17 protein-coding genes and 2 pseudogenes are annotated in these 14,144 nt (G+C 33.3%); 14 read left to right on the top strand and 5 right to left on the bottom strand.

The window, feature by feature from the left end:
• The 6 genes from J5J03_RS03905 to J5J03_RS03880 form a co-directional block, all read left to right on the top strand.
• A partial coding sequence (locus J5J03_RS03905; RefSeq protein WP_208586203.1) for an IS3 family transposase occupies window positions 1–333 on the top strand: 333 nt, incomplete at its 5' end.
• A 120-nt stretch (window positions 334–453) separates the two neighbouring features.
• Window positions 454–723, top strand: coding sequence for a beta/alpha barrel domain-containing protein (locus J5J03_RS03900; protein WP_208586201.1), 270 nt, complete (start codon window positions 454–456; stop codon window positions 721–723).
• A 199-nt stretch (window positions 724–922) separates the two neighbouring features.
• Window positions 923–1,345 (top strand): GNAT family N-acetyltransferase, encoded by a 423-nt coding sequence (locus J5J03_RS03895; protein WP_208586199.1) that lies wholly within the window; start codon window positions 923–925, stop codon window positions 1,343–1,345.
• Window positions 1,346–1,599: 254 nt separating this feature from the next.
• Window positions 1,600–2,583, top strand: a complete 984-nt coding sequence (locus J5J03_RS03890; protein WP_208586197.1) for an alpha/beta fold hydrolase — start codon at window positions 1,600–1,602, stop codon at window positions 2,581–2,583.
• Between the two features lie 83 nt (window positions 2,584–2,666).
• Window positions 2,667–3,122: a DinB family protein gene (locus tag J5J03_RS03885; protein ID WP_208586194.1), complete on the top strand. Its 456-nt coding sequence runs from the start codon at window positions 2,667–2,669 to the stop codon at window positions 3,120–3,122.
• Between the two features lie 382 nt (window positions 3,123–3,504).
• Window positions 3,505–3,804, top strand: a complete 300-nt coding sequence (locus tag J5J03_RS03880; RefSeq protein WP_208586192.1) for a hypothetical protein — start codon at window positions 3,505–3,507, stop codon at window positions 3,802–3,804.
• Window positions 3,805–3,995: 191 nt separating this feature from the next.
• Here J5J03_RS03880 and J5J03_RS03875 read toward each other — a convergent pair whose 3' ends face one another.
• Together J5J03_RS03875 and J5J03_RS03870 are read right to left on the bottom strand one after the other, a co-directional pair.
• Window positions 3,996–4,187: a hypothetical protein gene (locus J5J03_RS03875; RefSeq protein WP_208586190.1), complete on the bottom strand. Its 192-nt coding sequence runs from the start codon at window positions 4,185–4,187 to the stop codon at window positions 3,996–3,998.
• Window positions 4,188–4,509: 322 nt separating this feature from the next.
• Window positions 4,510–5,487, bottom strand: a complete 978-nt coding sequence (locus J5J03_RS03870; RefSeq protein WP_208586188.1) for a dimethylarginine dimethylaminohydrolase family protein — start codon at window positions 5,485–5,487, stop codon at window positions 4,510–4,512.
• A gap of 154 nt (window positions 5,488–5,641) precedes the next feature.
• Between J5J03_RS03870 and J5J03_RS21935 the strand changes: the two are divergent.
• Both J5J03_RS21935 and J5J03_RS03860 read left to right on the top strand, forming a co-directional pair.
• Window positions 5,642–6,004: pseudogene (locus tag J5J03_RS21935) on the top strand (winged helix-turn-helix domain-containing protein); the annotation flags it as partial.
• 457 nt (window positions 6,005–6,461) lie between these two features.
• A complete protein-coding gene (locus J5J03_RS03860; RefSeq protein WP_231710590.1) occupies window positions 6,462–7,286 on the top strand; it encodes an MFS transporter in 825 nt (274 codons plus the stop codon).
• A 123-nt stretch (window positions 7,287–7,409) separates the two neighbouring features.
• Here the strand turns inward: J5J03_RS03860 and J5J03_RS03855 are convergent, their stop codons facing one another.
• From J5J03_RS03855 to J5J03_RS03845, 3 genes are read right to left on the bottom strand one after another with little or no spacing between them, the layout of a single operon-like run.
• Window positions 7,410–8,141 carry an ABC transporter permease gene (locus J5J03_RS03855; protein WP_208586184.1) on the bottom strand — a complete coding sequence of 244 codons (732 nt, stop codon included), beginning with the start codon at window positions 8,139–8,141 and terminating at the stop codon, window positions 7,410–7,412.
• A complete protein-coding gene (locus J5J03_RS03850; RefSeq protein ID WP_208586183.1) occupies window positions 8,141–9,076 on the bottom strand; it encodes an ABC transporter ATP-binding protein in 936 nt (311 codons plus the stop codon). The genes J5J03_RS03855 and J5J03_RS03850 overlap by 1 nt, the downstream gene beginning before the upstream one ends.
• Window positions 9,073–9,810, bottom strand: coding sequence for a MerR family transcriptional regulator (locus J5J03_RS03845; RefSeq protein WP_208586180.1), 738 nt, complete (start codon window positions 9,808–9,810; stop codon window positions 9,073–9,075). Before J5J03_RS03845 ends, J5J03_RS03850 begins: the two co-directional genes overlap by 4 nt.
• Window positions 9,811–10,716: 906 nt before the next feature.
• Between J5J03_RS03845 and J5J03_RS03840 the strand changes: the two genes are divergently transcribed.
• From J5J03_RS03840 to J5J03_RS03815, 6 genes and pseudogenes are all read left to right on the top strand, one after another.
• Window positions 10,717–11,031: a hypothetical protein gene (locus tag J5J03_RS03840; protein WP_208586178.1), complete on the top strand. Its 315-nt coding sequence runs from the start codon at window positions 10,717–10,719 to the stop codon at window positions 11,029–11,031.
• Window positions 11,018–11,194, top strand: a complete 177-nt coding sequence (locus J5J03_RS03835) for a glycine zipper family protein (RefSeq protein WP_208586176.1) — start codon at window positions 11,018–11,020, stop codon at window positions 11,192–11,194. Before J5J03_RS03840 ends, J5J03_RS03835 begins: the two co-directional genes overlap by 14 nt.
• Window positions 11,195–11,314: 120 nt before the next feature.
• Window positions 11,315–11,722 carry a disulfide bond formation protein DsbD gene (locus J5J03_RS03830; protein ID WP_208586175.1) on the top strand — a complete coding sequence of 136 codons (408 nt, stop codon included), beginning with the start codon at window positions 11,315–11,317 and terminating at the stop codon, window positions 11,720–11,722.
• A 178-nt stretch (window positions 11,723–11,900) separates the two neighbouring features.
• Window positions 11,901–12,458 carry a DUF5412 family protein gene (locus J5J03_RS03825; RefSeq protein ID WP_208586174.1) on the top strand — a complete coding sequence of 186 codons (558 nt, stop codon included), beginning with the start codon at window positions 11,901–11,903 and terminating at the stop codon, window positions 12,456–12,458.
• Between the two features lie 116 nt (window positions 12,459–12,574).
• Window positions 12,575–13,351 (top strand): methyltransferase domain-containing protein, encoded by a 777-nt coding sequence (locus J5J03_RS03820; protein ID WP_208586173.1) that lies wholly within the window; start codon window positions 12,575–12,577, stop codon window positions 13,349–13,351.
• A gap of 573 nt (window positions 13,352–13,924) precedes the next feature.
• Window positions 13,925–14,095: pseudogene (locus J5J03_RS03815) on the top strand (cyanophycinase); the annotation flags it as partial.
• Window positions 14,096–14,144 lie beyond the last annotated feature (49 nt).

The raw sequence follows: 14,144 nt of genomic DNA, 5'->3' as shown, positions 1-14,144 counted from the left end.
CGTGCCTTTGCATCCGTTCCATACAATCTTCATCATCTTGAATTGTTTCACACGGATAGAGGCAGTGAGTTTAAGAACCAACTTATTGATCAGGCATTAGAAACGTTTGGTATTGAGCGTTCATTGAGCGAAAAAGGAACGCCGTATGACAATGCCGTTGCAGAAGCTACATTTAAGACCATCAAAACAGAGTTTGTCAAAGGAGCTTATTTTACTAACCAACACGAACTTGACCTTGAACTTTTTGATTATGTTCATTGGTTCAACCACATTCGAATTCATGGATCCCTAGATTATTTAACACCTACTGAATACAAGTTGATGAACCTTTAAAAAATTGTCCGATTTAGTGTTGACATACCAGCAGAAGCAACTAAAGGTGATAATAACTACTCTTTTATTGGAGCTGTTGTAGGAGCAACCTACCCATCTGATGCGAAAAGAATTAGAGAATTGTTACCACACTCCATTTTTTTAGTTCCTGGGTTAGGAGTACAAGGTGGTAAAGCTGAAGACTTAGCTGTTTTCTTTGATGAGAATGGTTTAGGTGCTATTATTTCTTCCTCAAGGGGAATTACATATAACTATTATTTTAAGAATAAAAAAGAAGAGTGGAGAACAATTTCTAAAGAAGAAATGACTAAGTCTATTTCTGATTCAGCAATTGAAGCAAAAAACCAAATCAACAAAGTTCGATTCAATACTGACTCTATGACCATTTAATCTAAAAATAATCTTTTCCAAAAGGAAGGGGAGATTTTTAAGATTTTCTAGTGAATAATTGCACTTAAAGTAAAGGGAGCTTTAACACAATAAGATATAAGCAATTCTCATTCAACACTAACGGGCAGTAATGTTGAAGAAGGGTTTTGCGGAATTTGTTAAATAATAAATAACTACGTTAATTTTTCAGGAGGATAACATGGTAAAGGATTATGAAGTTTTATATAATACAACTCCAACTTTAGATGAATATATAAGTTTGTGTTCAAGTGTAGGATGGAGAGATTTTATGAATTGTGATGTAGCAGAAACCTCGCTACGAAATACAGTCTTTTCAGTGATTATAAAAGATAATAATAAAGTTATAGGAATGGGAAGGATTGTTGGGGATGGTGCAATCTATTACTACATTCAAGATATAGTTGTACATCCTAAATATCAAGGGTATGGAATTGGGAAAGAAATTATCAACACTTTAATGAGTTACATTGAAAATAATGCACCTAATAAGGCATTTATTGGGCTATTTGCTTCAGAGGGGAAAGTGGATTTTTATGAAAAATATGGTTTTAAAGATTATTCACCAAATATGACAGGGATGTTCAAGGTAAATCTCAAATAAATATATCTCTTTTCAACTATTGGTTGCTAGAGTTAAACAAGGCAATCAACCGTCAATGATTGTCTTTTCTTTTCCAAAAAAACAAATGGAATATTAGGTTATTATTGACTAGAGACTTGAGCTAACGGGCAGGTTAATTGAATATTTCAAATTATAAGACTTGAGACTTACCTAAATATACTGCTATGGTTCATTTCTCTTTGTTTATACGCAAGGTATGCTAGAAAAAAAGAAAGAAGGTCATAGGGAAAGTAATGAAGAAAACGAAAAAAATTCGAATCTGGAAAGTTTTAAGAAACATATTATTCTCAATACTAGCAGCAGTTGTAATTTGGATTATTATCAGTAATATTATGACAGCATATGAACAAAAAAAATACCAACCAATAGGAGAATTAGTTGAAGTTGATGGTCAAGATATGCACATTTATACAAAGGGCGATGGTGAAGAGACGATTGTTTTATTAAGTGGGCTTGGAACGGTAGCACCAGTACTGGATTTTGAACCTTTAATAAATGAAATGGCAAAAAATAATAAGGTTGTAGTGGTAGAACCGTTTGGATACGGATGGAGCGATATAACCAAAAAGGAACGGACAGTTGAAAACATTGTAGAAGAAATAAGAATAGCTCTAAAAAAATCAGATATAAAAGGACCATATATCTTGGTGCCTCATTCAATTTCTGGAATTTACAGTATGTATTTTGCTAATAAATACCCAGAAGAAGTTAAAGGCATCGTAGGAATCGACCCAACTTTACCTCAAGCATTAGAATATTTTGGTGAAGATGCACCTACAATGCCTATGTATTTAAGATATATGGCACCTACTGGAATTGTAAGGTTAACATTATATATAACTCCTGATGGGTTTTTACCTATTGCTGATAAAGGAACCTATTCAGAAAAAAATTTAAAAATGACCAAGGCAATCTCTGCTTGGAAGGGTTACAACAAGAACGTTGTTGTTGAAGCCAATGAACTAAAAGAGAATATTGAGAAAACCGTTGGTATGAAGTTTCCATCTAATATTCCAACCTTATTCTTTACAACGAAAGAAGAAAAGGTAACGGAAGATGGAAAGAACAATGTGTCTTTTTATCAGACACAATTAACTGATAGTCCAGCTAGTAAAGTTGTAGTCTTAGAAGGGCATCACTATCTTCATTGGACACGTTATAAAAAAATGACTAAAGAGATTAATAAATTCACCAATTCAATCTCTGGTGAGCAATAACAATCTTCAAGAAGGAAATCTTATTGAAGTAAAGGAGCAGTAATGCTGAATAGAGGGATTTAAAAGGGTAGGGGGATATAAATATGCAAAAAGTAGTAGAAGGAATTAATTATTGGATAAACAGATTAGCAGAAGAGTACAACTCTATGTCTGAAGATGAAATTAATAAGCGACCTTCACCAAATAAATGGTCTAAAAAAGAGATATTAGGACATCTATGTGATTCAGCGGTAAATAATATGGAAAGATTTATTAAAATTCAATGTGAAAAACCAGTATATGTTGTCCAATCATACGATCAAGACCAATGGGTAACAATTCAGAATTATAAAGAACGAACAACTGAAGAAATATTAAATCTTTTTAAAGCATTAAATAAACAAATTGTTAATATTGTTGAAAATACTTCTAACGAAAAGCTATCCAACCTCTGCGACATAGGAAATAATCAACATAAAACATTAGAGTGGCTAATACAAGATTACCTTGAACATATGGAACACCATATACACAAACAAATCCTTATAGATAGAAATTAAGCTAATTAATTGTAAGTCTTATTGAAGTAACAGGTTCATTTCTTCAACAAGCCGAGACCGGCTTGGATAAATGAATTAGCTTTAAGAAATAGGGGCGTGAGAATATTATGTACGTTTTATTATTGTTACCACTATTTTTTGGGATAGTTTTTATAGGCTTATTATCCTTATTTATCTATACTATTTTAAAAAATAAAAAGCATCCTTTGTCTTGATTTATTTTAGTAATACTTATAATCTTTTTGTGCATTACATTAAATTCTTTACTTGAATATACAAATGTTTTGTAAATAATTTAGATAAATGTCAGTATTCATTATGGGAAATAGTACACTTAAATTAATGGGTGCTTTATATAAAAGAGGTAGGTGAGAGATAAGAAATGAGGACGTTATTAGAACTACTACGCATCATATTTATTTTCTTATTACTTGGTGGTTTAGGTTGGGCCATTATAGAAAACATTTATACAATCAATGAAGCAATTGAAGGTTATTCATGGCTCGGTGCATTAGCAATATTAGTTTTACTCTTTGTATTATATAGAAACAAATTACAATTTTCTGGTTGGTATCAGGGAGATGGTCGAGAGAAATTGCCGAGAAATGTTTCCATTACATTAATCCTCACTTCAATAATGCTGTTTATTGCACCATTTATTTTAGGTTCATTATTAAGCTAATGTGTGCAATAGTTCTAATCAATTAAATAAAGAAATATTAGTACAGAAATGCCTGATTCTGTGAAATTCAAGCATTTCTGTCAGTCTTTCGTTTCCTAATACACGATTAACAAATTTAGTAGAGGAAGTTTGAGTATTCTGTTTTTTCATATTTGACCAAAAGATTCCAACCAACGTAATAAATCCACCAATTATTGCATAAATAGTTGAAGTTCCCCAAGCCAGTTCCATGTAATTGTATGGATTGACAATCCACCACCAGAACCATTGAAAGTACATTCCCGTGATGGCGAAAACGTTTTGACAATAATGATTTCATTTTTGTCACTAATGATCTCTTTTGGGATGTTAGTTGCGTTTATCATGGCCAATAAAAATGACAAAAAATAACCCCTCATGTGGGTACCGACCCCCGAAAGTTAGAGTGTAAAATCTAACTTTCGGGGGTAACCACCGCTTGAAGGGGTTATTTTCCTCTAATATTAGCGCCGCCCCTCTTATCGGGGTTCGGTCTATTGTAACCGTAGGCGTTGGAGCGTCTACGGTTTTTAATATTATATGACTTTCTAATTATATTATACCCGATTACAGGGATTTTAACAAATGACTTAAATGATATGAATAGTGTCCACTGTTTTTTCCTTCTATTAATTGATATGCCTTTTTTATATCATTATTGTTATAACCAACAGTTTCTTCACTTACTTATTTATCACATCTTAAAAGAGGTTGCGTACTACATCTAAAAGCCCCTCCGAAACTTCTTGAAATTCTGTAATCTACATATTCTACTGTTATCCCTCTTATTTCTAATTGCTCACCTATATCTTGAAACGCTGGATCTGTTATATATACATTTTCATTGATAGGAAGTCCATTTGTAGCAAGATTTGATGCGTCTTTTAATGTTACATGTATTTTATCCCAATTTTTCAGTTGTTCTGGGATACCGTCTAATAACGCTTCTTCACAAACCACCATTAGTCCTTCTCTAACAAAACTTATAGCACAATCAAGGTGAAGTATTGATGGATGAAGAGGAACTTCACATACCTCATATCCATAATCATCTAATAGGTTGTTTAGCCATTTAATGCCGTTTGTATTGGAAGCAAGTCCCGATCTCCCTACGAAAATGGTTTTGTCTAAAACTAGAACATCTCCCCCTTCTAAAAATGGACCATCTTCCGAAAATGGACCTTTTGATATGTCTGGTTTTGGAATGGATAAATACTTGCATCTGTTTTTATAAGATTCAGTTACTAAAATATCTCTTACCGGAAAGATTTCATTTCTTCTGTGGAGAAACCTTAAAGCCCCTTCTATTAAAAAATGCCCAATAGTGAAAAACGGATCTCTAATAAAAAAGTTACTGTATCCATTTTCTTTCCCCAATTCTTTCTCATAATCTGTTAATAGTCTAGGAACAGATACTTCTACATTGTATTTTTTTAAAACCTTTTTTAAATTTTTCCTTTCTTCTTCCCATCTTCTTTGTTTATCGGGGAAAACGTCACTCAAATTTTTACCTAGTATGTCTTTTTCATTGAACATATCACTGTTTTCTTCTGATAAAAATGTCAAATCCTCATGATTTAGTTTTGAAGGAAAAGCAAACTCAGATTGAGCCATTACCACTCTTTTTAAAGGTGCAAATTCACTTTTTACGAAAATGCCATTCATATAAATGCCTCCTTGGATTGTTTAAAATTAATATTATCCTCATATTTTAAATACTAAGGTATATAGTAACTATATAGTCAATCTAGAAAATATCTAAGCTTCCCCTTTTAGTTGGATATCCAAAGTGTGTTTTGACTAGATGTTTTAAAATGGTAGAAGGTTAGATTATAGTGTACCGACTCAAAATGAACAATCGATTGTAAAATTTGGACCTTTTGAATTAGATGAGGATAATGCAGTCTTAATGAAAAATGATCAAGTAATTGAGCTAAAGCCGAAAGAATTAGAGTTAATGAAATATTTTATGCAACATGTTAATAAGATCGTAAGTAAAGAAAAATTATATGACACAGTTTGGAGAGAAGATTACTTCGGCTCTGACAATACGGTGATGGTGCACATTAGACGACTTAGAGAATAAATTGAAAAGGATCCATCTAATCCTCATTATTTAATTACGGTAAAAGGATTCGGCTATAAATTCGTAATCATAGATGAAATGGCGGTTGACAGGTGAATATTTAGTGTCTGCAGTTATCATTGTTATATTAATTATTTTTATCAATGTTTTATTGGCTCTTCCTTGTTAATCATCCAAGCAAGATTCAACATTCCTATTTTTCAAGATAAAAACCTATCAGCTGAGTAATTTACAAGGGAATTTCAATCCCACTGACAATAGAAAAACGAGATGTGCAGATTAATCAAGATGATAAAAAAAATCTAATCGATCAGAGTGCATGGATTCAAGTGTTAGGTGATTTGAAAGGGCTATGTATTTTGTCTCGGTTACTAGGGTGCTATATCAATTATTGCTAAAATGCATATAAAAATTTTATGATGATAAAAACTTGTGATAAATCTAATCCCCCAGATTTATCCGATATATGAAAGGAGTAAACATTTAATGAACAATCCAATTTAAAATCCCCCAATTAAAGACAACATTCAATTCAAATATTGGGGGATATAAAATGAAATTGAATAAAAATTTTTCTTTATTACTAATTGGTCAATCACTCGCTAATATTGGCGATGTTTTATATATAGTCAGTGTTATTAGTACGATTTTTGTTTTAACAGGTTCTGCAACCGCATCAACCTTTGTACCATTTACGATTACTTCTTCAATGTTTATATCCAGTCTGCTAACACCACTTTGGATAGGGAAAGTAAATCTTAAATGGTTAATGGCTGGGTCACAAATTGGAAAAACTATTTTGCTTTTCATGCTGGGGTTTATGTTAATTGGAATTACAGCATCAAATTATTATTTGATTTTCTTAATAATAGGATTGATTGCTTTACTTGATGGATGTGCAAATCCAATAAGACAGACATTGATTCCACACTATGTTAATCCTAAACATACACAGCTTATACAAGCAGTTATGTGGTTTGTAGGAAGTTTATTTTTAATTATTATGAGTTCTCAGCAACTGGTTTGGTTAGTGGGAGGTTTGTTCGTAATAGCAAGCATTTTACTTTGTCTTTTAGAAAGTGTGAATGATAAAAAAACTGAACCAAAAGGGAAACTCGAACAGATTAAAGCGGGATGGTTAACTTTATCTAACACTCCAGTACTAAGAAAGATCGCTTGGATTGACTGTTTCGAAACAATTGCAGGAACGGTTTGGATAGCTGCTATATTACTTGTGTTTGTCAATGATGCTCTACACGTTGGTGAAAAGTGGTGGGGATTTATCAATGGAGCTTTCTTTTTAGGTTTAATTTTAGGAAGTGTTTATTGTATTAAATATTCTTCATTTATTGAAAAGAAATTGGTAAGAAAATTATGAAAGGAGGACTTTGTTACCTGCAAAGTCCTCCTTCTTAAAATGACTAAGGTAAAACAGAAAAAGGACTTCCCTTCAAGTCCCTTTCCCACTTATTTTCATCTGAAATGGAATATTTTTTTACCGTTACTTCCGATTCAAAATAAATATAGCTCCACCAAACCCTAAAACGCACCATATCATTAAATTAATATAATTTCCCATCGTTGCATCAAAGGTAGATGCAGCTAGGGAAGCACGCATCACTTCTGCCATTGAATAAATTGGTAACACTTCATGAAGTGACTGAAGCCATTCGGGCAGCCGATCCATTGGGAAATTTACCGGTGAAAACATAAGTGCTCCAAATACAACAACCTGGGAAATACCCATTGATGCTGTAGGTGACAACAGATAGGAAAATCCATATCCAACACCAATTGAAGTTAATGCAATCATGAGTAATGCTGGAACTACCGTCCAAGAGATATCATATCCCGGAGTGAACATGAGGTGTGCAACAATAGATGAAATGATTATTCCCGGCAAGGTAATTAATAACCATATGGTTGTATCTGCCCCAAGGATAACGGAGCGATTCACTGGCCAGGTACGCATGTACTCCATATATCCATCTGTCTTTGCAGTACCAATTTGCTGAGGCAGGATAACCATTCCTGCAACAATCAAAATAATCGTCGGGGCTCCTGTTGCCAAGAATAGAATCGTTTCCGTATCAGGGTTTGGTATAAGATAAGAAAATCCTATAACAATCCCTATGGATATCAGTATTTGTAATAAAGCCATAAATATAAAAAAACCGGCATTTCTAAGAAACTGCATTTGAAAAACATACTTATAATGGCTGACCATATTCATTACGATACTGCCCCCTTTTTAGAAGTTAATTCAATATAAACGTCCTCAATTGTAGTTGGAGACAGGGAATAGTCTATAACAAGGCCTTTATCTGTCTGATTCTTTGCCCAATCAATCGTGTCTGATACTTTTGCTGGGTCTAAAGAGAAAATAAGACGGGATCCGTTCTGATGCGGGGAAAGTGCCCAATCAGGAACCTCGATATTTTTAAATTCCTTTTCCAGACTAAGTTCAATTCGCATTCGGTCTCCTACTAAACTTTTTACTTCCGATGGATCCCCTTGTGTCAATATTTTCCCTTTATCCATAATAGCCACCCGATCCACTGCCTTTTCCGCTTCCAGAACATTGTGGGTTACTAAAATAACGGAGCTCCCGTATTTCGTCAAGTCACGTATTACCTGCCAAAGGTAACTTCTGCGAACCGGATCAACATCATTGGTTGGCTCATCAAGGATAACTAACTCACCTGGGGCGATCACCGCCATACAAAAGGCTGTCAGCCTTCGCACGCCACCTGATAGTTTTTCGCCTTCTGTATTCGCCCAAGCCTCCATTTCTAATGCTTCGAAAAGCGCTTCCACTCGCTTTGGTTCAAACTTTTTCCCCATCCGCATTTTTCCTATCAGCGTCACTGCCTGCTTTGGAGTAAGTAAGCCCAATGACACTTGGGATTGCGGCTGTACGGAACAAATGGACCTGGCACGTGCAGGTGATTGCGTTACTGATTCTCCCAGCAAATGAATGTCACCATGATCAGGTGTTAATAGTCCTAATATTTGATTAACCAACGTCGTTTTTCCCGCACCATTATGTCCAAGAAGCCCAAATATTTCTCCTTCATTAATCGTAAATGTGAGATTGTCATTGGCAACATTTTTGGATTCTCCTTTACCACGAAAAACCTTCGTAACACCTTTTATATCGAGAATCATTTTTTAAATTCCTCCTTTGCAATAAAAACACTTTCAATGAATTGGATAACATCTTTGTTCATTGGGTAAAAAGCAATGCCTTCCTTTAAATTTTGCAGTGCTTGCCACATATCTCCAAGTAATTTTTCATCATTCCCATACATTTTCTCTGCTTGGTTTAACCAGCTTTCCACCAGCTGCTGTGCCTTTTCTGAAGCCGGGTTAATGTTAAGATTATTTTTGATATCATGAATGACTTTCATCCAATTCCTTATGTCTTCCTCACTCATATTTTGCACATTCATATCCATGATTTTTTTCATTTCATCGTCATTCAAGTAATCTTTATATTGTTGTAAGGCATCTTCAGGATCTTGTTGATAAAGCTGAATAATACTAAAAATAATTTTCCAGTTAATTTCTCCCTCGATTTCAATGGAATACGAGATACCAAGCAGTGCTTGCTCCAGGACCTGCAGTCGTTCCTGTTCACGTTTAACCAATTCCAGCTGCTGCTGAATCGACTCTTGCCAGGTCGAAGTGGAATTTTCCAGGATATCTTTAATTTGCTCCAGTGAAAATCCCATATATTTTAAAGCTAAAACTCGTTCCAGCCGCATAACGTCATCCTCACTGTATAAGCGGTGCCCTCCCTCCGTTTTTGATGAAGGTTTAATCAAACCAATTTCATCATAATAATCCAATGTCCTCACAGTAACTCCTGTATTTTTCGAGAGTTTTCCAATCGTGTACATTACTTCACCTCATCTTTATTTTCTATAGTATAAATCAGCACGTTACGTGTTGTTCAATAGGTAAATGAAAAATTTTAAAAAGAAATTAATATTTACCTGTAAGGTGAACGAAAACTTGCCTTTGCATTCCTTCGTCACACCTAACAAGCCTGGTTAGAATAACAACATTTGAATTTTGATAAGTTTTTAAAATACATAATTATGTTAAGCTTTAAGGAAAAAGGAATATAAAAAGGGAAAAGGGGAACTTAATTGTCAACAAAGTATTCGTTGAAAAAGAATAAAAAGGTAATAATTATTTGTATCTTATCATTAGTAATATTAATCATTTCCATCTTATACTTCGTTAAAAGAAATAAGTATGTGAACAAAGTGAGAAATTAGAGAAAGTAAATATGTACCTGTACGAATTAGAAGTAAAATCACCATTAGTATTCCTTGTGAATTATTTGGGGGTACAATCAATTGAATCAGTAAACTGAGGTGAGGATACGATACGTAAAGATCTTCAATCTATCTTTAGAGAATTAGATGCTGGACTAACTAATATTGATAATCCCGACCCTCAAATCGTTCTGAAATAATATACTTTTACAACTTCATAATTTGCATGAAAAAATCAACCCTATTTTTACAAGTGTCAATAGGAAAGAGCAATTAGATGAGAAGCGTAAAGTAGAAATTATGCGTTTATGTGACATAAGAGAGACTACCAGAAGTTGGGATCAAGTAGAATCAAAACTCAACAATACTGATTGTTGCACCATTTATTTTAGGTTCACTATTAAGCTAAAGGGGACGATTACGAAACAAGTGTAGTCGCTTCTTACGTTAAAGGAGCAGCAATGTTGAGTAAAGAAGAAATTCGATTTAAGTATGATTTGTAATTACAAGGGGGTATTTTAAATGAATTATTTATTACTTATTACTGCTATTTTAGTTTTGTTATTCTCCTTGAGACAGATTTCTATGATTAAATATCCTAAACGGCATTCTGCTTTAAAAGAGGTTAAACAAAATGCAATTTCAATGTTATGGGGCGTGTTAGTAATTGCAGCAATTATATTTATCCCCTATCAAGTTTGGGTAATAACTGGAAGTTCTCCATATTGGGATGGGGTGTATGTTATAGGCGGAACCGCTCTTTTAACCATAACTGTAAGTTTTATTATTTATGATAAAAGTTATCAGAGAGGAAATGTAAATGATGAGCAAAAATAAAAAAACAACAAGTAATACTTATTTGGCGTTTGGAATTGGTATAGGATTACCTTTAGGAGCAGTGCTTGGGTTAACAATATTTGATAACCTAGCAATCGGAGCTGGTATAGGTTTGGTTTTCGGAATAACAGTTGGAACAGCAATTGACTCAAATAAAAACTAAAAAAGAATAAAAATTACTTATTCATTCTTCCGTTAAAAGGAGCAATTCTGGAATAGGAATTAGTGCCAATCAGGACAATAAGGCAATTTAACTAGATATTATTTTGGTGGGAGTGGTTAAGTGAGTAGAAAAACTTTTAACATAATTGGGTGGATTCTGCTTTTGGGAATGGGTGCTTCGTGGATAGGCTTTGGCTATTCAAGTTGGTACTTATTATTAACTCCAATGGCGTACTTTTCTTTTTCGATTAGCGATGGCAGCATTAAAAAATTAGGAAAGATAAAACAGATGTCCTTACTACAAGTAATTCTAATATTGTTTGCGTTTATTGTGTCGGTGAGTATAGTATTTGGTCTTATCCAATTAGCTAATTACCTGATAAACGATATGTTTCACTTAACTGGGGAAATAAAGATACTCAGCGAGACTATTGCTGTAGTACTTTCATTATATCCTGTTAAGTTTACTTTTGGCACTGTTATTTTTAAAGTAATGAACGCTACAAGAGAGAAGAATTACGAGTTTTGAAGGACGGATGTAATTCCGCAATCGGGCGCTTTCTTGAATAAGAAGAAGTCTTTGTGATATGTGCTACACATTAAAGGATTAGCTTTATAAGGGGGAAACATTGTGAACCTTATCATTTAAACAAACGGGTATTTATTAGTATTTGAGATGTTGTTATTGAACATAGAATGGAGGGATTATGATTTTAATATTATTTGGGCTTTTAATATCTTCTATTACCGTTATATTATTTTTGATTTTATGTACAAGAATAATAATTTCTTTCATTAAAAATAAGCCTTTTCCTAAAAAATTATTGATTACAACTTTGGGTGGGGTTGTTCTGGTTTTTTCAATCTACATATATGAAACGTACTTTTTTACATTTAGTAAAATTGATAGAGAATCCATGCAAAAGGGACCTGGCCCTCTAACCTCTCCCACTGAAGAATATACAGCTAATGCTTATTATGAACTATATGGTGGTGCAGCAGGCGGTGTTAACGTATGGGTTGAAATCACAGATAATAATGAGAAAAACAAAATGCAAACTGTTTATTATAGTGATGCAAAAAATAATATTTCAATGGAATGGCTGGATGGGGATACACTATACATTTTAAATAATGACCCTGATTATCCCAATTCAAATAGAAGCATCGAATTAGAAATCGGTAAAGAGATTTATCACGAAACTGGTTTGGCTTGTAAAAGTTTGTTAATGAAAGACGAATATGAGACTTGCTACCAAAACTAATAACTTTTATTGATCAAACTGGGTGCTTTAATGGTACAAGGAGCTATCGAAGTGACAGCTCCTATTTTGTTTTATGGTAGAATTTAACTATAATATCGAGAGATGAGGGATGTATAGTGGGTATTGATTTTCATAGCAAGAAAAATCGTTTTACTTACACAACTCGAACTGCTGACAACTCGTGGATTGAAACAATAAAAGACCTTGTACCTACCGAGAATATTTCTAAAGCTTTAGATGTTGGTTGTGGCGGAGGAATTTATTCAAAAGCACTATCAGACATGGGAGTGGATTCTGTTACTGGTGTTGACTTTTCAGAGGAAATACTTGAAGGGGCAATGGAAAACTGCAAAGAATATAAAAACATTTCATTTAAGCATGGAAGTGCTTTTGATACTGGATTAGATAGCAATAGCTTTAATTTATTGCTAGAAAGAGCGTTAATACATCATATTAAGGATCTACAAAATTGCTTTAAAGAAGCATTTAGAGTATTGGATTCCAATGGATTTTATATCATTCAAGATCGTACTCTTGAAGATTGTTTATTAGAAGGCAATGATAATCATATTAGAGGGTTTTTCTTTGAACTTTTTCCGAGATTAATTGAAAAAGAAACTAATCGTAGATACAATAGCCAAATCGTAATTGAAACATTAAAAGAGGTAGGCTTTAAGGACATTGAAGAAATTAAGTTATGGGAAACAAGAAGAGTATATGAAAGTAAGGAGCAATTATTAAAAGATCTAAATGAAAGAACAGGAAGAAGCATTTTACATGAATTAGATGATAAAGAATTACATTTATTGATAAATAATATAGATAAATCACTTTCATCTAAAAAAAGCATAGTAGAAAAAGATAGATGGACAATTTGGAAAGCTGTTAAATAGTTTTGTTAGAAATACTAGTTTGTGAAAAATTACACTTAAATTAACGGGTGCTTATATAAAAGAGGTAGGTGAGAGGTAAGAAATAAGGACGTTATTAGAACTACTACGTATCATATTTATTTTTGAATTACTTGGTGGTTTAAGTTGGGCATTTATAGAAAACATTTATACAATCAATGAAGCAACTGAAGGTTATTCATGGCTCGGTGCATTAGCAATATTAGTTTTACTCTTTGTATTATATAGAAACAAATTACAATTTTCTGGTTGGTATCAGGGGGATGGTCGAAAGAAATTGCCGAGAAATGTGTCCATTACATTAATCTTCACTTCAATAATGCTGTTTATTGCACCATTTATTTTAGGTTCACTATTAATCTAACGGGTAGCTTTCCTTAAAGAAGGATAATCACCTTTTTTTGCTGAAATTATTGAAGGGGCAGCTTAGTTGAAGAGCGTTGTTTAACTTGTGTTCAACAATCAGACCATATTGAGAGTATTTTGTTGGTAACAAGAAAAAAGAATAAGTAATGCAGAAATAAATGATTTTTACACTTTGCTACGGGGGTACTTATGAAAACTCACTATTATTTAGGTTGGTTTAACAATTTATTTCCAGAAAATCTGGGTAGGCTGTTACAGGAGGATATAACTGATAGAAAATCGCTTGCTATGATTAGCTCGAATCCATCTATTTATGAAGAAGATGGTGCTGCTTCAATTTGGAATGATAATCCAAAAATAAAATAAAAAGGATATTCTAAGATGAAAATAATAAGGTGTATGCCTCAAT

Source organism: Gracilibacillus suaedae (assembly GCF_017599345.1).
Taxonomy (GTDB): Bacteria; Bacillota; Bacilli; order Bacillales; family Amphibacillaceae; genus Gracilibacillus; species Gracilibacillus suaedae.
The sequence above is the reverse complement of the archived record's forward strand: the minus strand, read 5'-3'. Positions and strand labels throughout refer to the sequence as shown.